Source organism: Methanothermococcus okinawensis IH1 (assembly GCF_000179575.2).
Lineage (GTDB): Archaea > AGJL01 > Methanococci > Methanococcales > Methanococcaceae > Methanofervidicoccus > Methanofervidicoccus okinawensis.
This window is the reverse complement of record NC_015636.1, coordinates 1,057,515-1,076,219: the sequence shown is the minus strand read 5'-3', so window position 1 is coordinate 1,076,219 and position 18,705 is coordinate 1,057,515. Positions and strand designations below refer to the sequence as shown.

Annotated in this window: 24 protein-coding genes and 1 pseudogene; 4 read left to right on the top strand and 21 right to left on the bottom strand. The window is 30.4% G+C overall.

Features of this window, described 5'->3' with window-relative positions; translation table 11 throughout:
* Window positions 1-59: 59 nt before the first annotated feature.
* From METOK_RS05415 to METOK_RS05320, 20 genes and pseudogenes are all read right to left on the bottom strand, one after another.
* On the bottom strand, window positions 60-689 hold the full coding sequence (locus METOK_RS05415) for a CBS domain-containing protein (RefSeq protein WP_013867213.1): 630 nt from the start codon (window positions 687-689) through the stop codon (window positions 60-62).
* Between the two features lie 85 nt (window positions 690-774).
* On the bottom strand, window positions 775-1,545 hold the full coding sequence (locus tag METOK_RS05410; RefSeq protein WP_013867212.1) for a 4Fe-4S binding protein: 771 nt from the start codon (window positions 1,543-1,545) through the stop codon (window positions 775-777).
* A 24-nt stretch (window positions 1,546-1,569) separates the two neighbouring features.
* Window positions 1,570-2,079, bottom strand: coding sequence for a 4Fe-4S binding protein (locus METOK_RS05405; RefSeq protein ID WP_013867211.1), 510 nt, complete (start codon window positions 2,077-2,079; stop codon window positions 1,570-1,572).
* Window positions 2,080-2,133: 54 nt separating this feature from the next.
* Window positions 2,134-3,414, bottom strand: a complete 1,281-nt coding sequence (locus METOK_RS05400) for a 4Fe-4S binding protein (RefSeq protein WP_013867210.1) — start codon at window positions 3,412-3,414, stop codon at window positions 2,134-2,136.
* Window positions 3,415-3,525: 111 nt separating this feature from the next.
* Window positions 3,526-4,662 carry a hydrogenase large subunit gene (locus METOK_RS05395; protein ID WP_013867209.1) on the bottom strand — a complete coding sequence of 379 codons (1,137 nt, stop codon included), beginning with the start codon at window positions 4,660-4,662 and terminating at the stop codon, window positions 3,526-3,528.
* A 121-nt stretch (window positions 4,663-4,783) separates the two neighbouring features.
* A complete protein-coding gene (locus tag METOK_RS05390) occupies window positions 4,784-5,251 on the bottom strand; it encodes an NADH-quinone oxidoreductase subunit B family protein (protein WP_013867208.1) in 468 nt (155 codons plus the stop codon).
* 95 nt (window positions 5,252-5,346) lie between these two features.
* Complete coding sequence (locus tag METOK_RS05385; RefSeq protein WP_013867207.1) at window positions 5,347-5,832, bottom strand: DUF1959 domain-containing protein; 486 nt, start codon at window positions 5,830-5,832, stop codon at window positions 5,347-5,349.
* Between the two features lie 4 nt (window positions 5,833-5,836).
* A complete protein-coding gene (locus METOK_RS05380; protein WP_013867206.1) occupies window positions 5,837-6,154 on the bottom strand; it encodes a DUF2104 domain-containing protein in 318 nt (105 codons plus the stop codon).
* Window positions 6,155-6,168: 14 nt separating this feature from the next.
* The gene (locus METOK_RS05375; RefSeq protein WP_013867205.1) at window positions 6,169-6,441 is read right to left on the bottom strand and encodes a hypothetical protein; all 273 of its coding nucleotides are present in this window, start codon (window positions 6,439-6,441) and stop codon (window positions 6,169-6,171) included.
* An 8-nt stretch (window positions 6,442-6,449) separates the two neighbouring features.
* Window positions 6,450-7,337: a respiratory chain complex I subunit 1 family protein gene (locus tag METOK_RS05370; RefSeq protein ID WP_013867204.1), complete on the bottom strand. Its 888-nt coding sequence runs from the start codon at window positions 7,335-7,337 to the stop codon at window positions 6,450-6,452.
* A 2-nt stretch (window positions 7,338-7,339) separates the two neighbouring features.
* Window positions 7,340-7,543, bottom strand: a complete 204-nt coding sequence (locus tag METOK_RS05365) for a hypothetical protein (RefSeq protein ID WP_013867203.1) — start codon at window positions 7,541-7,543, stop codon at window positions 7,340-7,342.
* 108 nt (window positions 7,544-7,651) lie between these two features.
* Entirely contained in the window at window positions 7,652-8,314 is a 663-nt protein-coding gene (locus METOK_RS05360; RefSeq protein WP_013867202.1) for a membrane protein, read from the bottom strand.
* A 71-nt stretch (window positions 8,315-8,385) separates the two neighbouring features.
* Complete coding sequence (locus METOK_RS05355) at window positions 8,386-9,084, bottom strand: EhaG family protein (RefSeq protein ID WP_013867201.1); 699 nt, start codon at window positions 9,082-9,084, stop codon at window positions 8,386-8,388.
* Window positions 9,084-9,554 (bottom strand): EhaF family protein, encoded by a 471-nt coding sequence (locus tag METOK_RS05350; protein WP_013867200.1) that lies wholly within the window; start codon window positions 9,552-9,554, stop codon window positions 9,084-9,086. The genes METOK_RS05355 and METOK_RS05350 overlap by 1 nt, the downstream gene beginning before the upstream one ends.
* Before the next feature lies 1 nt (window position 9,555).
* Window positions 9,556-9,810: an EhaE family protein gene (locus METOK_RS05345; RefSeq protein WP_048057904.1), complete on the bottom strand. Its 255-nt coding sequence runs from the start codon at window positions 9,808-9,810 to the stop codon at window positions 9,556-9,558.
* Window positions 9,811-9,832: 22 nt separating this feature from the next.
* Window positions 9,833-10,111 (bottom strand): DUF2108 domain-containing protein, encoded by a 279-nt coding sequence (locus METOK_RS05340; RefSeq protein ID WP_013867198.1) that lies wholly within the window; start codon window positions 10,109-10,111, stop codon window positions 9,833-9,835.
* A gap of 43 nt (window positions 10,112-10,154) precedes the next feature.
* Entirely contained in the window at window positions 10,155-10,412 is a 258-nt protein-coding gene (locus METOK_RS05335) for a DUF2109 domain-containing protein (RefSeq protein ID WP_013867197.1), read from the bottom strand.
* Complete coding sequence (locus tag METOK_RS05330) at window positions 10,413-10,904, bottom strand: hypothetical protein (protein WP_013867196.1); 492 nt, start codon at window positions 10,902-10,904, stop codon at window positions 10,413-10,415.
* Entirely contained in the window at window positions 10,891-11,181 is a 291-nt protein-coding gene (gene ehaA / locus METOK_RS05325) for an energy-converting NiFe hydrogenase A subunit EhaA (RefSeq protein ID WP_013867195.1), read from the bottom strand. The genes METOK_RS05330 and ehaA overlap by 14 nt, the downstream gene beginning before the upstream one ends.
* A 137-nt stretch (window positions 11,182-11,318) precedes the next feature.
* A pseudogene (locus METOK_RS05320) lies at window positions 11,319-11,953 on the bottom strand (helix-turn-helix domain-containing protein).
* A gap of 440 nt (window positions 11,954-12,393) precedes the next feature.
* Here METOK_RS05320 and METOK_RS05315 point away from each other — a divergent pair.
* A complete protein-coding gene (locus METOK_RS05315; RefSeq protein WP_048057903.1) occupies window positions 12,394-13,005 on the top strand; it encodes a ZPR1 zinc finger domain-containing protein in 612 nt (203 codons plus the stop codon).
* A 45-nt stretch (window positions 13,006-13,050) separates the two neighbouring features.
* On the opposite strand, the gene METOK_RS05310 is transcribed toward METOK_RS05315, so the two are convergent.
* A complete protein-coding gene (locus METOK_RS05310) occupies window positions 13,051-14,484 on the bottom strand; it encodes an FIST N-terminal domain-containing protein (RefSeq protein WP_013867192.1) in 1,434 nt (477 codons plus the stop codon).
* A 416-nt stretch (window positions 14,485-14,900) separates the two neighbouring features.
* Here METOK_RS05310 and METOK_RS05305 point away from each other — a divergent pair, with 416 nt between their 5' ends.
* The 3 genes from METOK_RS05305 to argF all read left to right on the top strand — a co-directional run bounded on the left by METOK_RS05305 (window position 14,901) and on the right by argF (window position 18,445).
* The gene (locus METOK_RS05305; protein ID WP_013867191.1) at window positions 14,901-15,275 is read left to right on the top strand and encodes a response regulator; all 375 of its coding nucleotides are present in this window, start codon (window positions 14,901-14,903) and stop codon (window positions 15,273-15,275) included.
* Between the two features lie 123 nt (window positions 15,276-15,398).
* Window positions 15,399-17,333: a cache domain-containing protein gene (locus METOK_RS05300; RefSeq protein ID WP_048057902.1), complete on the top strand. Its 1,935-nt coding sequence runs from the start codon at window positions 15,399-15,401 to the stop codon at window positions 17,331-17,333.
* Window positions 17,334-17,527: 194 nt separating this feature from the next.
* Complete coding sequence (gene argF / locus METOK_RS05295) at window positions 17,528-18,445, top strand: ornithine carbamoyltransferase (protein ID WP_048057901.1); 918 nt, start codon at window positions 17,528-17,530, stop codon at window positions 18,443-18,445.
* The last annotated feature ends 260 nt before the right edge of the window (window positions 18,446-18,705 follow it).

Genomic DNA, 18,705 nt, shown 5'->3' with positions numbered 1-18,705 from the left:
TATTTAAGTAATATGATTTATTATTTTAATTTATTTTTATTTTATTATATTTTATATTTTTATCTTACCTTAGCTACTCTTCTGGCAATGGCAATTTCTCCAATTTTTATTAATCCTGCAAAGAATTTCTCCAAACCTCCACAAGCCCATAATGCCTGACCAAATGTTGTGTTTTCTATCCTTTTTTCGTATTCCTTGGCGGATATATCTTCACCGGTTGTATGTTTTGTTACAACCGCCGCTGCCTCCATGAGCTCATCCCATGTTATACCTTTTAACTCCCTTTCAAAAATTTTGAATAAATTATAAACAGGAATGTCGTATAACTTAGCAAGTGTTTTTGTTATATCGCAGTTTCTAACCATTCCCACAACTTTTCCTTCATTATTTAAAACTGGTATGCTCGTTACCTTATGCTCTACAATTTTTATAACGGCATCTCTTGCAGGGTCATTTTCATGCAATATAATTATTTCATTAAGGGGATGCATTATTTCCTTTATCTTTTTAGATTTATCATCAATTAAAGCCAAATCTATCGACATAACCCATCCAACTAATTTATCCTCTTCATCAAGAACTGCGGTGCTATATCTCTTTTTTTTATACATGAGCTCTATGGTTTTTTTAGCAGTGTAATCTGGATATATTTTTAAAAATTTAGTGTCCATTAAATCCTTCACTCTCATAATAACCTACCCTATTTTTAGATTTATTCTACTAATTATTTTTTATTTTTTTATTGCTTATTATTCTTCTTATTTTTATTTTGTATTATTCTTTATTTTTATTATTTAATTTTTTAATTTCAATGGCATGCACAGGACAGACTTTTTCACATCTTCCACAGAATATACATGACGACTTATTTATTTCCACCCCTTCTTTAATCTCTTTTATTGCATTAACAGGACATTCATCAACACAGGAGAGACATTTTATACAGGTATCGTTATCTACTGTTATATCCTTATTAAATGGAATTTCTCCGAGTTCATTTTGGACTTTTATTACTTTTTTTGGACAAACATTTTCGCAGGCTTTACATCCTACGCATAAGTCCAAATTCACATCGAAACTTTTTCTTCTAACAACATGGATTGCATTAGTTGGGCAGTATCTTTGACAAACTCCGCATTTTATGCAATTTTCCAAATCTATATCGTATTTTACTAGTCTAACAGTCCTATGCTGAATTTCGGTTTCTTTTAGTTTATATATTACCCCCTCATTTTCCAAATATACTTTTCCCTCTAAAACCTCAATTGCATTAACAGGACAGGTTTTAGCACATATTTCACATTTTACACATTTTTCAGGTATTATTTCAGCAGGTTTTCTTATACTGGGCTTTGTTATTGCATCAACAGGACATTCCTCATAACACAATCCACATCTTATGCATCTTTTTGGAAATACATATATATACCTTTCAGAGATATTCGGTGTTTCTTTAACTATTTTACGGATTTCTTCCTTATCAAAACCTAAATCATCCGAAATATTTGATATTACCTTTTTAACAGGTTTTTTTATGGTTATCATTAAAACCACCATTTAAATTTTAAATTACTTAGGAGCTCCTTCAAAATCTATGGCATCCACTGGGCAAAGGCTTCCACAATGTCCGCATAATCGGCATTTTTCCATATCAAATTTAAGACCTTCTTTTGATTTAGATATGGCATAAAATGGGCAGTTTTTCATACATACGAGACATGAAACACATTTTAGATTATCGTATATTAGTTTTTCATTTTTAGCCCAATTTTCAATAATAATTTTACCTTTGAATATTTTAGCTACAATATGGGTAATTTCTATGGCATTTACTGGACAGACATTTACACAGGTTGAGCAATAGATGCACTTTTTACGCTTTATTTTTGGCGGAAGGGGGGTATCTGACTCAATAATCCCAATTGGACATGCATTAACACATTTATTACAGGATAAGCATTTTTTACAGTCAATATCAATCCGCTTTCTAACGATTTTGTCATCTATGCTTAATTCAACATCTAAACCCCTAAAATGTCTGGATACTACTTCCTTGGCAGGTATAACTTTCGATGACATATCAATCATTTTTTTACTTTTTTACATTTTTCTCATATGTATCTATCTTCCACATTATTTTCTATGTTTTACCAATTCCTCATTAGCCTTAGCTTTTGCAAATTCCAAAATATCGTTCTTTGACATTAGATAGTTCTTAGAGAATTCTTCTAAATCTGACCTAATTATAGACTCAAATTCATCTCTTATTTTTCTAAGTTTGTATCTTCCGAAAACTTCTTCGGTTTTTGTTAAACCTATTGCATCAACAGGACATTCCCTATAACATAAACCGCATCTTACACAGTATTCTGGATTTATATATGGTAATCGTGTTTCACTTGATATTGATATGGCGTTATCAACATTGCAGACCTTATAACAAATTCTACATCCAATACATTTATTTTCGTCTATAATATAACATTTATCCCTTATTTTTGGAATTCTTGGAATTTCTCCAATTCTCATGGCATTAGTTGGACATACTTCAATACATTCTCCGCATTTTATACATTCCACTACATTGTAGTTTTTTAAATCAATATATCCGGGGCACACATCCACACAGTTTCCACAGGATATACATAGACTTTTTACGATTCTTGGAATCTCTGAGATTTTATTATTTTTATTATTGTCATTACTGTTATTATTTGTATTATTGCCTACACTATCTCCATTACTGCTGTTTTCTTCTTTAATAGCTAAATTAGCATCTAAATTTTTATTATTATCTTTTACACATTCTTTATTCTCATGTGTTAGCAATCTTTCAAATTTTAAATATTGACTTTTATCGATTTTTTCTTTTAATATCTTTTCGTCATAGGTTTTTATAGCATCAATTACAGGGCAGGCATCAATACATCGATTACAACCGATACATATATTTTTGTCAATAACATGAGATACCCCATTATAATCAATTGCATCAACAGGACATACCAACTTACAGGAACTACAATTTACACAGAGCTCCTCATCAATTATCAAATTGGTATATTTTGGAACATTCCAAGGAAGACCTTCTGTTTCTTTCATTAAAACTCCAATCTCTAAAACTTTTGTAGGACATGATTCTACACAATTTCCACAGGATATACAACTCCCTACATCTATTTCGGGGATTTTTTTATTGTATTTTGGATTATTAACCAGTTCAATGGCAAATGAAGGACATGAACCTTTACAGGCTCCACAGCTTATACATTTTTCAGGATAAACCACAGTAGGTGGAACTTTTCGGTATCGTTTAGGTGCTATAACAATCTCTTCTTCTGTTTTAGCGTCTAAAAACTTTTTAATCCATTTTTTTCTTACAAATTCATAGAGATACCATATCGATGATGACATAAATACCCACCCAATTTTTATTATTTAGATATTTTAGATATTTTTCTTAATTACACAGTATATTTGGTTTTTAATTTATTTTTTAATTTATTATTTAGTTTTATTTAATGTTTAAACATTATTTAAACGAATAAGGAGAAATTTTTCCCGTTTTTTATCTTTTAATACAATTGTTCGTTCAGTGCAAGATACACATGGGTCAATTGAAGTATAGGTGGTAACTGCATCTGAAACCGTTGGACAGGTTTTTAGCATGTATTTATAGGCTTCAAGATTCATAACTGTTGGAGTTCTAATCATTATTCTTTTAATCAATCCTCCATCTGTAATGGCTATCTTATAATAAACTTCACCTCTATGAGCTTCATTTTTCCACTCACCATAACCTCCTTTTACATCGGCTTTTATTCTTACGCCACCTGAACTCTCCTCATATAATTCCAAAGCTTTCCTTATAAGACCTATACTTGCCATAACCTCCTCATGTCTAACCATCATCCTAGCGGAATTATCTCCCCCATCTTCCCAGACAGGTTTGAATTTTAGTTCTTTATAGGTGGAGTGCCTTAATCTCCAATCACTTTCAGGTAATGCCGATGCCCTAGCTACTGGCCCTACTGCTCTTGTTTTCATTATTTCCTTATACCCAAGAACTCCAATACCTTTACCCCTTAGATTTATTAAAGGACCAGTTTTAAATACTTCCAATATGTTTTTTACATCTTCTTCAAGTTCATCTACTTTTTTATAAATTTTATCTATTATCTCTTTATTAATATCCAACCTAACCCCACCAATTACATTAAACCCCGTATTTACCCTATTTCCTGATATCATTTCTAATAAATCCATCACATGTTCCCTTGCATTTAAACACCACATTGCAAGTGTTTCATGTTCAATAGACATATCATATACTGCGGCTGCTATTAAATGGCTATGTATTCTCTCCAACTCTGTTGTAATTACCCTTAAATATCTTGCCTTATCTGGAACTTCTATATTTGAGATATACTCAATACATTCTGCAAAGGTCTGAGTATGTATGTATGAACATATACCGCATACCCTCTCTGAAAGGTATATGCCTTTTAAATAATGCTTTCCTTCCATTATTTTTTCAATACCTCTATGGACATAACCCATTTCTATCTCTGAGCCTACAACTCTTTCACCTTCAACCACAAGTTTTATTCGTACAGGTTCTTTTAACACAGGATTTATGGGTCCTATGGGCACTACATTCATTATATCACTATTTTCAATTTTTTATTTTATTTTAGATATTATTAATCATATTAAGTAGTAAATCATCATGTAATTCATTAATTATTTGATACTCATAGCATATGCATATTAATTATACATATTATGCTGATTTAACTGCTTTTTCTTTTTCCTGTTTTTTAAGAAGTTTTTCTTTTGCTGCAATGGCATCTGGTGCTACTTTTAATACTGCTTCAATTATCTCAGCAGGTCTTGGAGGACATCCAGGAACTTTTGCATTAACCGGGATAATCTTATCCACTGGACCGCAAACATGACCTTCTTTAAATATGCCACAGCTTAAAGCACATGCTCCAACAGCTATAACAATTTTTGGTTCTGGTGTTTTTTCATATATCTCTTTAAGTCGATTTTTCCAAGGAAGTGTAACAGGTCCTGTAACAACCAATATATCGGCTTCTCTTGGATTGTTATGCACATGTATTCCATACTGTTCAATATCATACCTTGGAGCAAGGGTAGCTACGAGCTCGATATCACATCCATTACACCCTCCTGTATTTACGATACAAACATTTATGGACCTCTTTCTGAAAAATTCTTTTATCATAATGTTCCTCCAATCATTATCCATATATAATTATTAAATACTTGTTAAATATTTATATAATTATTAATTAACGCCTATTTTAACTCCTATTTTAACTATTCTTCTTTTAACAGGCCTATAACCAATTTTCTACCAATCTCCAATGCTTCCTTATAGGGTTTATGGTGCATCAGTGTATCTTCAACCACTTTTTTTCTTATTAAATCGGCGTCTTCCCTTGAAATTAAATCAAAAAAATCAGAAATCCAGCAAAGTCCTAAGTCTATATCTACTTTTCTTCCTAAACATGCCATTCTTGCCTGTTCAGCGAAGGCATGGGTTTCATACAGTGCAGTTCCATCATACTTTTTTATAAATATTTCAATAACCTCTTCCATTGGAAGTTTTAAGGCATTTGAAATTGGGACAATAACTTCCTCCATTATGTATCTGTTGTCCTTTATGATATTGTATTTTTGCTCCAAAGTTCCTTCACATTGGATTTCATCTATTTTTTTTAAATTATCTGAGTTACATACCTCTGTATTAATATTTCCATTGATATGTCCCTTATTATACTCATTATTACTATTATCCGTCATATTATCACCCCCACAAACACATCTTAATTAAATATCCTGCAAATGCTATAATAAGTCCAATATATAACTCTGCATTTCCATATCCTGGTCTCATTCCAAATGGAATTCCAATTAAAAGGCATGAGATTGGATAATTTATATGGTATGGTAAATCGATTAGGAAGATTATTCCTCCAATTATTGAACAAATTAATGCAAATTTATCCCTAATTTTCTCCACATAAGGCATTTGATATTTTTTATAACTGTACGATAACCCAAAAAATCCTCCAATTACAAGGCAAATGACACTGTAAAGTATATTGTAGGGCACTTCATTCATAGAATCACCTTATTTTATAATAACAAGTTGGTATTTGCAGAATACATTGAATAACCTAAATAAAGTAATCCTACAAATACCAAAAACATAAATATTAACTCTAAATTTTCCATAATATGTGCAGTAGCAGCACTTTTTGGTTTAAGGGCTAATGCTATTATTACAAGAAATATTGCAATAAAAAGCCCAATTACTGATATAATATTAATTTGAAATATATTTATTGAAATCAAGACGCCCACTATGGTAAGGCACGATATAGCCAATAGATAAATGTAATTTCTCATAATATCACCTAATGAATAACCCTATACAGTAAATCTATCATAGTTAGGGATGCAATCAGTATTTGAAGCATAACTGAGTGGTTTGGTGTTAATAGTGGTGTTATAGCACATATCATAGATACGATAAAGGTTAAAATCACCATTCCAACCAATGTTAATAATGGACTTGATACCAATGCTGGACCTATAAATAATGCTATAAATAGCCAAAGTAGAACAAACCATGCTATTGCCTCTGCAATCATTATAATGGATTCAAGAGTCCCAAAGTGTTCTGTTGAATATCCGCTGACAATACATTTGTCCTTAACTATACCAAATGGGCTATGTGGTGCCTTAGAAACAATTAATATAAAGAATGCAAATGCTGCAAATGGTAATTTAAATAATATTGGACCATTTATAGCCTGATAGTTTATTATATCGCTTATCATCAATGAATGGGTCAATATATAGATTATTCCAATTACTGCAAATAATGGAACTTCGGCAGCTGCTGAGAATACACTTCTAACCCCTCCAAGTTTTCCATAAGGAGAACCACTACTAAGCCCGCATCCGTGTTCAACAATTTTTTGAAGAACATATAAACCAATTAATATCAATAAAGAGTATTCAAATACCACTCCAACAAATAATGCAGACATCCAGACCATGATATCCATCAATGCCACAAATAAATAAAGCGGATTTCCAGCAGTTATAGGAAATGTAATTTCCTTAATGTAGAACTTAAATGTGTCTATTATATACTGAATTATTGGAGGTCCAGGTCTTCCCTGCACTCTTGCAGTTATTTTTCTGTGAAATCCAAGCAACAATCCTCCAATTAAGAAAGCATATAATGTATATGAGAGAGCTCCGGTTATGTGTCCAAATGATGATATTATCTCCATAATTACCACCCTCTAAATGGTAGTTGTCCTTCATCTTTTCTTCGAGTATTTGGATTTAGTAATATCCCAAATCCATAAATTATAAATGGTGTAAATAGTGCAGTTCCCATATAAATTAAAAATATATTTGAACATAATATGAGATATACATATCCAATTAATCCTATAATCAATGAAATTACTCCACTCTTTTTTTCTGGCGTCATATAATCACGCTCTTTTATTTTAGAATATAATAATGGTTAAACAATAAATTAATAATTTGATATATCTTAATTGATAATAAATTTATATTAATTAAAGATTATAAGCCTTTAATGGATAGATAGCAATATTTCAGCGGTTCTTATAATTATAAGCAGTGATGAAAGATGTATCATTAATATATATGGAGCTCCCGGAGCTCTGAACATCTCAGCCTTTGCAGCATAAAATGGAGCTATACCTGTTTCACCAACCATTCCCATGGCATAAATTACTTTTTGATAGAATATATCATGGGCTGTCTTGGATAGTTCAAATATTGATAAAGTCCCAGTTTTTGCCAATATTAATCCCGCAGCTCCAAATAATGGAAGGGATGAAATCATTGCAATTATTCCATATTGGTATGCTGCATTTAGCACCCATTCCTTCTTAACTGCTGAAACTATACCTATGTTGGCAATACCTATTACCGCAAGAAATAAGGCATAGTCAAATATATCCCCCGTTAGCATGGCAAATGCTGTGCTTATCCCACAAATAATAGCCATTAATCGTCTTATCTTTAATTCTTTTAAAGATACTGTATTAAACTTATCGCCAAAGTCATTTATCTGAGCTTCCAACTGCTTTTCGGGTTTTGTAAGATACACCACCAATGTAAAGAACAATGCAACAAGAAATGCTATTACTGAAAAATCCGTTAAATAGAATACAATATCCCCGAAAGGCACATACCCATAGAAATTCCCTGTGATTGGGTCTATTAACATAACATCACCATATTTTATCCTATTTGCCCATATTTTATTTATTTTCAGTTATTTTAGTTATTTTATTAACTTTATTTCAGAATGTCACCAATCAATCCAAGTTTAGAACCAACTTTCAATGCCAATGCACATCCTGCTATCAATAGAAAATATAGGTATTTTTGAGGAAATAGGAAGAATCCTATAAATCCAAATAATATCCAGAATGCCCACATAATACCTGAAAATCCAGAAATTGATTCCCATGTATGTTTTATATTATTCAACGATATTCCATTCCCTGTGGCTCCAAGTGATAAGAGGTAAAACAGCAAACCGCTTGCCATTACTGCACCCCCAGTAAATCCAGTTAATAATGCACCGTATATTACCAATATAAATGCCATAAATCTTGGAGCACTAGATAACACCTCCATTTTACCAAATTTAATATCTTTACAATGGGGTATCTCCTTTACAATAAATTCTTCAAGAAGTTTTGATTTTTTATGTTTGTTATAATTATTAGCCCTCATTTCATTTCTAAGAACAAGCACCTCTGAAACTGCCAAGAGCTCTGCCATACTAACAACCAACCCTGGAAGTACAAGTGCCTCTGCAAGGTCTGTTCCAACAGCAGCTATCACCACAAGCATGGCACATTCCACAAGGTCTGTTAATAAAAGCATGTGTATATCGGATTTTTGACGAGATATTGCATACAATGACAATATCCCAATTATAAATCCTGAAACAACAGTTTTATTGAATAAATAACTTACAATATCCATTATTTCACCTCATCTCTATTGAGGTATATCCAGCTAAATATTATAAATGAAATTAACAATGTGGTAGATTCAAGCACCGTGTCAAATCCTCGCGTATAGTATAATATCTCATCCAATATGCCCCCAGGGGTAGAAACTATGGTTGTTCCAAAGTAGGGAGTTTTTTCACTAATCCATATTGATATTGGAGTTAAATATGCCGTTATTTTTCCTCTTATTGGTTCAAATTGTGGGTATTGAGTTTTAATATCTGCGGCTTTTTTAAGGGGAGCTCCTCCTCTATCATAGGGAGCAAGTGGAGTTTTGAATATTTGACCCTGTGGAACATCTTTTGGATAGAGTTGGTTTCCATTAAATGTTGTAGGGGCAAAAAACTCAACAAATAATACCAAACATAGGAATCCTGCAAATAACCTTGGAACTACCTCAGGTTTTGACATGTAATTCCATATTTTACTGAGTTTTCTCATATTACTCCTCCATTTCCTCATTTTTGATAATTGCCCTAACTAACACAAGCATAAGTATGGCATTTACTGCGAGATAAGTCATAAGTGCAAGCGTTTCATTGTATGCCAAGAAGATTAATGATACCCCCATTGAAGGCACTTCCATGTTTAATAGCCTTTTAAATGGGTCATCAACCATTGGACCAAATATTGCACCAATTGTTCCTACTATTAGTAGAAAATAACCAATGTATGTTGTCAATATGATTAGATTCATAATATTCACCATTGCCTCATATTTATCTTGCAAGTATTGGAACTTCTGAACTGTATTTTTTCTTGGTTTTTTGGGTATGGTAGTATTTTAAAGCACCCAATAATAATATGATTGTTCCTATGGGTTCCAATATTGACGAAATCATGGCTACATCCAGATAATAAAACGAAACGATTAATCCCGTTAATCCAGCTTCCAAGAATGCAAACATGATAATCTTATTTATATAATCGGTGTGCAAAATTACACCAATTCCACCAAGGATACAGCATAATATGGATACTAATGGTAAAATATCCATTTAATCACCTGTTTTATCTTTATTTCTTTTTATTTTCTTTATTTTATTTTGATACCTTTTCAATTTTCTTCATTTCACCAATTGTGTGGGCTATGGCATTACTTGATACCGTGGAGAATATAAAATACACTATTGCTGCAATAGCACCCATTGGGCTTTTTACATATAGCACAATTAATGCCGCTATGCAGAAGTTTAGGCAACATATGTATGGTAGTTTCAGAGCCCTACTTCTTGTTAGGAATACCCTCAATCCTACAATAACGGCGACAATACCTATTGACAATGTTACAATATCCATTTATATCCTCCCCATCTTTTTTGCTATACTTCCCAATATTTTGGAGGCATAGGTATGGTAGAATCCTTGAATAGTAAATATTGCAATTACCATTCCAGCTATGAAATATTGGGGTTCTATAAAGCCACTACATAGGTATATCAAGATTGTTGCAGTTATGGTTCCAATGGTTCCAGCATAACCTGGGTCATTACATAACCTATTACCTATAAATACCAAAAGTGCAGCTATAAGGCCGCCTTCAAAACCCATTACATAGTAAAATATAGAGGCCATCAATGTTCCAGCTGAGGCATCAGGCGAACATACTATATTTCCCATGAAATACCCTCCATTAATATTTCCTCCAATTTTGTCTATCTTTTTTCCAATTACATCAGCACCAGATACACCGGGTTTTTTTGGCAATCCAAAGTATGTATCCACTATTACAAAATTTATCCAACATATTACAGATGCAATAATCAACTTCACAACCTCAATGAGTAGCATAATCAACACCTGGGAATATCCTATTTGCATATTTTGAAAATAAAGCAGAAATTATGCCAATTACAATACCTGCAATCAGGTATGAAATAATATCCATATTTATATTGAATAAGAAGTTGGTAATTGCCGTTAATCCCAAAGCAACAAATATATTTGGGAATAGAACATTACCTTCAAAAGAATCCATATCTGGTTTTAAAGGTAATCTTATCAGAGCTCCGATGATTAGTGAAGAAATCACTGAGCTACTATACAAATAAATTAATAATGAATTCATAATATCACCAATATTAGAGCCATTTATAAATTCAAAATATTATTAACCTTATTAATTTATTATAATTTTTTGATTTTATTATTAATTTATTACTATTAATTTATTATTTTTATTGGATTTATTTTTTATTTTACTTATTACCAACAGTGTATTACAATACCATCTTTTTTAATGGAGTAAATTGGTGGCATCTCTTCTTTTGGAAATATCTGGATAATTGTTTTTTTCCAAGGACTTTGGAAATTTTAGTTTCCAATCGTCTAATATCGGAACAATCCAAGAATATGCAAACATCCCTATTATCTGAATATATACCTTTAACCTTTATTCTTCCCCTAAAAAATTCCACATTTTCAATAGTGATTACTTTAAGATTTTTTTTAATATACTCGGTAAATGAATCCCTATCAACAATGAAAACTGGGTATCCTTCAATGTATCTTTTATGTGTGCTATTTTTAGATAGGAGCTCCTTAACAAGTTTAACAATTGTAGATTCAAGTTTTGTCAATGATAGGATATCCAATAGATATAGAATTGGATTCTCTTTATCCCATATATCACTGCATTTTAACAACCCCAAAGTTATTGCCGCAGCATGAGATTTCGTAGCTTCTCTTTTTCCTTTTTCAAGCATGCTCAAATGGGACTGACTAACACCACTTTCCTCAGCAAGTTTTGACTGAGTTATTTTTAATTTATTACGGAATATTTTGATATATTTAGGGTTCAGTAAAATGGCATGTTCTATAATATCAAGCTTTTTGTACATAATGTCCCTTCACATAAGAAATTTAGAGATATATTCAAGAATATTCAAGGTTATTTCACATAGGAATTATACTTCCGATATATATCATATTCAATAATTATCTATTTCATAAGAATAATATTATTCTTGACGGATGATATATATATAATTTTTCCCTACAATCAAATCAAAAATTATATATATTATAAAAAATTTCCAAAACTTCTAAATTTCTAAGCCCGTATAAAAAATAAAATACGCTAATTAGAATTATTTGGAATTAATGAGAATATCTAAATAATATATTATAATAATATATTATAATTAACAGTTTATAATTAATAAATAAGTTATAAAATAATTTAAGTAAAATATGGTAAAATAATATGGTAAAATATATAGTAGAATATAGATAATAATTTTTACAAAAATAACATATTATAATGAATATTGGTGAAAACATGGAAACTAAATCTGTAAATGTCATAGACTGTCCCATATGTGGTGCTAAAAATTCATTGAAAATTATAACAAATGAATTGGATATTCCATATTTTGGCAAGGTTATTGAAACTACTATGATATGTGATAAATGTAAATATAGAAAAAGTGATATACTGCCTGTGGAGGTTAAAGAACCAAAAAGGTTTATTTTAAAAATATGTGGGGAAGAAGACCTAAATAAAAGGGTTATAAAAAGCTCCACAGGTTATATAAAAATACCAGAATTGGGTTTTGAGGTTAAACCAGGCCCTGCTTCACAGGGCTATATTTCAAATGTTGAAGGGGTATTAAATCGTCTTGAAGATTCCCTAAAAACCCTGATTAAGTGGACAGAAACTAATGAGGAAAAGAAAAAAGCAGAAGAAATAATGGAAAAAATTGAAGATATCAAAAATGGTAAAGAAACTGCAACACTCATAATTGAAGACCCACTTGGGCATAGTGCTATAATTGGAGATGGTGTCAAAGAGGAAACCCTAACAGAAGAGGAAGTCAATTTATTGAACAGTATTAATGTTATATTTATGGATAAAAATGAATTAAGTAATAAAAATAATAAAATTATATAAAATATAATGAAAAATAAGAAGTATAACATAATAGAATTTAAAAAATTATATCCAAAGTTTTAATAATAATCTTCCAAAATCTGTTATTTTTATAAGTGCATGTTCCTTTTCAACAAATCCATATTGAAGAAGGGGTTCTATCCTATCATAAGCCGTTCTTCTATGAATATTTAAAGCCCTTGCGAGCTCTTCTATTTTAACTTCCCCACCCATTTCGTTTATTTTTAATATAGTTTCCTTTGTAGCAGGATACTTTGTAACCATGTGAATTCCATCCTTTGCACTAATAGAAGCTAAATCAGGGACTATGGAACACATTGATACTGTATAATTCATATAATCTCTTAAAGTTATCTCACCATAGGTTGAAAATCCAAAAAGATTTAAGGGACAAGATTTCAAACTATCTTTTACAGATTCTTCTGATATTTCAGGCAAATATGTAGATGAACAGCAGAATGTTAATGGAGATTCATATTTTGGAGTGGTATTAATTAGTAAATTTGTAGAGCTCCTAAACAATTCTTTAATTTTTTCGTTGGTTATATTGACCATTTTTAATTCATTTCTTTCAATAACATTAGAACCGCATATTAAAACTCCATTTTTTATAGATATGGGTCCCTTTAAAATTATTTCACCATTTGCATTTAAAAGACCGAATGCATGGGATAAATAAAATTGCCTATCTTTTTGGAGCTCCTCATAAGAACCGTTAAATTTTGAAATGTTTTTATAATAATCGAGTGCATTTATACTGTTTAACTTGTATATATATCGTTTATTTGTTTCTGTTATCACAGTTTTAGTTTCTTCAATGTCATTATATATATATGGTTTATATGGCTTGGATTGTTTATTGGACTCTGAATAATTTCCATAAGCCATTTTAGGTAAAATATCTCCACCAAATGCCACACAAACTACACTATCAAAATAAACATCATTGCAATATTGGTAAGTTTTTTTAAATTCAAAATTGTCGGTGGTAGTTCCACCAAATATCGGAATTGTAATGCCCAATACCTCTGTTATTCCTTTTAAAACCTCTTCTTCAAATTTACAATAATCTATAAATACCATAACGAATTTTGGAACCATGCTAAGGTTTTTCATCGCATCGCTGATGGCTTTTTTCCCAGACTCTTTGGGATTTATAGAGACCCCCAAACCTACTCCAACTCCAACATTAATATATTTTGAAGATAGGATGCCTACCCCTACTCCATTTTTTAATAGTTCATTATTTACAATTTGAAATCTGGAACTTCCTCCTACAATCGGTGTTTTAGTATTGGTTATAAGTTTTACTCCGTTTAATATTTCTTCGGGATCATAATCAGGAGAAGAAAATAAAAAAATAACATTTGGGCGTTCTGAATATTTTAACTGTTTCAATGCATTCGATGTAGCATGAGCTCCTGCTTTTAATGGGTTGTCATCATCGGAAAATCCCTGTCCAAACTCTATGAATCTCACATTAACACCGCCGTATCGTATTTAGATAAATAAATTTAATCTTTTAAATATATTGTATAATTAATACAGACCTATAATAAATAATTATAAAGTAAAATTTTAGAAAATTAAGTAAAATTAAGTGTAAGTTATAGAATTAACAATATTATGTAATTAAACAATATTATGATACTGATTAATCTCATAGTTATACTTATACCTAATAATATGATTATATTTTATTATATCTATTATAATAATATTTATGAATATTTATAATAAATTTTAACCATAGCCTACTATGTATAATTGGATATTCTCAAAAAATTTCGTTAATACTTTTATTAAAAAATAAAAAATAAAAAATAATGATAAAAAATTAAATTAAAATAAAGTAAAAAAGAAAAATAAAAAATAAAAAATAAAATTGTGATAATATGGCTAAAATTCTTGTAGTTGAAGACAATGAGGATATATTAAATCTTGTAAAAATAATATTGGAAGTAAATAATCACGATGTTTTAACAGCATCCGATGGTCATGAAGCCATAAAATTGATGGAAAATAAACCCGATTTAGTATTACTCGACATAATGATGCCTGGAATGAGTGGTTGGGATGTTTTAGATATTATAAGGTCAAGAGACAAGTGGAAAAACACGCCAGTAATAGCATTAACCGCACTTGCTCAGAAAAAAGACATAGAAACGGGAGTAAAAAAACATGTAGATGGTTATATCGTAAAACCCTTTGAAAAAAAGGAACTACTAAATATTATAAATAAAGTTTTAGGAGAACACCCTAATAAATGATATAAACATGAAAAATATTTATTAATTATTAAAAATATTTATTAAAAAATATTATTAATCTCATTAAAAACATATAAATATGTGTAGTATTAAATATACAAATATATGATATTAGGTGTAAATATGGGCAAATTACCCAGTATAAAAAAATTTGGAACTAAATTGACGATTTATTCAATAGTTGTTGCATTAATACCTATATTAATTTTAGGTATTGTATCCATAAATACCATAACAAAAACCATGGATGAACAGGCTCAGGAAAAAATAAACTCTGATTTATCCACTGCTGAGGGCTTTATGGAAGACCAAAACGACAAATTATCTACTGTATGCAAATATGCCTCTAATTCAAAAGATACCATAAACGCTCTTAAAAATGATAATATTTCAAAATTAAAGGAAATAGCTCTGCTAACAAAAAAATCGGGAAATGCAGATTTCACAACAATATTTAACAGTAAAGGACAGGTTGTGGTAAGGTCAAACAGTAATATATCAAATGATACCGAGCTCCTACCACTTGTAAAAAAAGCACTTAACGGAAAAAGTATATCTTCTATTGAACTACTAAATGAAGATATCATAAAAAAAGAAAATCTTGAAAATAAAACAAGAATAGAAATTATTGAATCGAAAAATTATAAAAGTTCAGGAAACTTAATTACAAATAATTCAGTTAAAAACAAATCTGTGGAAAAAGCCCTTGCATTGGTATCCATTAACCCAATAAAAGATGAAAATGGACATATTATTGGAGCTTTAATAGTATCAAAGGTTCTAAATAAAGACAATTATCTTGTCGATAAAATAAAGAGGGATACAAAAGATACTGCAACAATATTTTTGGATGGTCTTAGAATATCCACAAATGTTAAAGAGGATAACAAACGGGCAATAGGAACTTTTGTTTCAGAGGAAGTATATAACAAAGTTATAAAAAAAGGAGAAACCTATTATGGAAAGGCTTTTGTTGTTAATAACTGGTATATAACTGCATATACGCCTATAAAAAATAGCGATGGTAAAATTATTGGAATGTTATATGTGGGAATGCCTGAAAAACCATTTATAGCTCTTCAAAATAGTATTAAAAACTCGATATTTGGAGTCGGAATATTGGGGTTATTAATAGCTTTAATGGTATCTTTTGTAATAAATGATAAGATTACAAAACCACTAAAAGAGTTAAAAAAAGGAGCAAGGACAATAGGTAAGGGAAATTATAATTTTAGAGTTAATGTAAATACAAACGATGAATTTGGAGAATTGGCTAAGGCATTTAATAAAATGGCTGATGAGATAAGAAAATCTAACGAGAAGTTGAAAAAACAGGCAGAAGAATTAGAAAAATCATATAATGAACTTAAAGAATTGGATAAACTAAAATCAGACATCGTAGCAATAGTATCCCACGAGTTAAGAACACCATTAACATCAATAAAAGGATATGTAGAGCTCGTGTTAGATGGAACGATGGGGGCAATAACTGAAAGTCAGAAAAAATGTCTTGAAATTGCAAATAAAAATATTGATAGATTAAAGAGATTGATAGATAACATGCTTGATTTATCAAAAATAGAGCATGGAGAGTTAGAAATGCATATGGAAGAAATAAATTTAAAGGAGCTCGTAGAAAATGTTGTTGATACCTTAAAACCACTTGCGGATGAAAAAAATATTAATATAATCTATAAAATAAATGATATAATTATGAAAGGGGATAAAGACAGAATAACTCAGGTTTTAACCAACCTAATTGAAAATGCCATAAAATTTTCGCCAGTAAATGGAAAAGTAGAAATTCAGGCATTAAAAGAGGGTAATTCTGTCCATATAAAAATTATAGATAATGGCCCGGGTATTCCTAAGAAAGATTTGGATAGAATATTTGACAGATTTTATCAGGTGGATTCCCCTGAAAAACGAATAAAAGGAGGTTCTGGATTGGGTTTGGCAGTATGCAAAAGCATTATAGAAACCCATGGAGGAACTATATGGGTAGAGAGTAAATTAGGTAGTGGAAGCGTATTCCATATAATTATTCCAATAAATTAAATATATTTTTGAAAATTAAAAATAATATACCTAATTAATGATATGTGGTTATATAATTAACAAGTTTTAAATATAATAATATAATTAAAAATTTAATCTCAAATATTTTAATTTTATATTCTTGACTTTATATAATAATTTTATAAAATTTATTTCATGTGATTTATGTTTATTTATGTTATATTGGTGATAATATGCATTTATTGACTTTGGGAGATTTAGAAAGAAACGATGTTGAAAATATTATTAAAGATGCTATTTATTTTAAGCAGAACAGGAAAACCATGGATATATTGAAGGACAAAAATATAGCATTGATATTTGAAAGCCCCTCAACAAGAACAAGAATAAGCTTTGATATTGCAGTAAATGAGTTAGGGGGACATTCTTTAATGCTAAATACAGGGGAAACCCACTTGGGAAAAAAAGAGAGCATAAAAGATACTGCAAGGGTAATGAGTAGGTATGTTGATGGAATTGTTGCAAGAGTTAAAAACCATAAAACACTTGAAGAACTGGCAAAATACGGTAATGTTCCAGTAATTAATGCATTAAGTAATTTAGCACATCCTTGTCAGATATTGGCAGATATATTAACAATAAAAGAGCATAAAAACAAATTAAAAGGTCTTAAATTATCATACTTTGGTGATGGAAATAATGTATGTAATTCATTATTGATTGGGGGAGCTCTACTTGGAATGGATGTATATGCTGCTACACCAAAAGGTTATGAGCCAAATGCAATGTTTGTAAAAAAGGCACTGGAAATAGTGGATAAATATGGAGAAGGTAGCATAACACTAACAAATGACCCAAAAGAAGGAGCAGAAGATGCAGATGTGCTATATACAGATGTTTGGATAAGTATGAGTGATAAAAATAAAGATTTGGATGAAGTAAATAAGATATTCCCCCCTTACCAAATAAACGAAAAACTGTTAAGTTATGCAAAAAATAATGCCATTGTAATGCACTGTCTTCCTGCAAATAGAGGGATGGAAATAACCGATGATGTAATCGATGGAAAACAATCCGTTGTTTATGATGAAGCTGAAAACCGATTACATGCTCAAAAGGCTGTGTTTAAATATATATTTGAAAAGGAATAAAAATGGTTTAATTTAGGTTCTAATACGAACGATAGTGAGTATTGGACTTTCGATAGCAACCTTTCGAGCGATAGCGAGAAATCAGAAAAAATCCTACGGATTTTTTTACTGCCTACGGCATCGTATAACTTGACAAAACCTTTTCAAGGTTTTGTAAGTCAGCGAATCCAAAGGATTCGCTTCGAATTCACGAAGTGAATTTTGAGATTTTTAAAGGTTGCATTTGAATATATATTTGAAAAGGAATAAATAATCATATA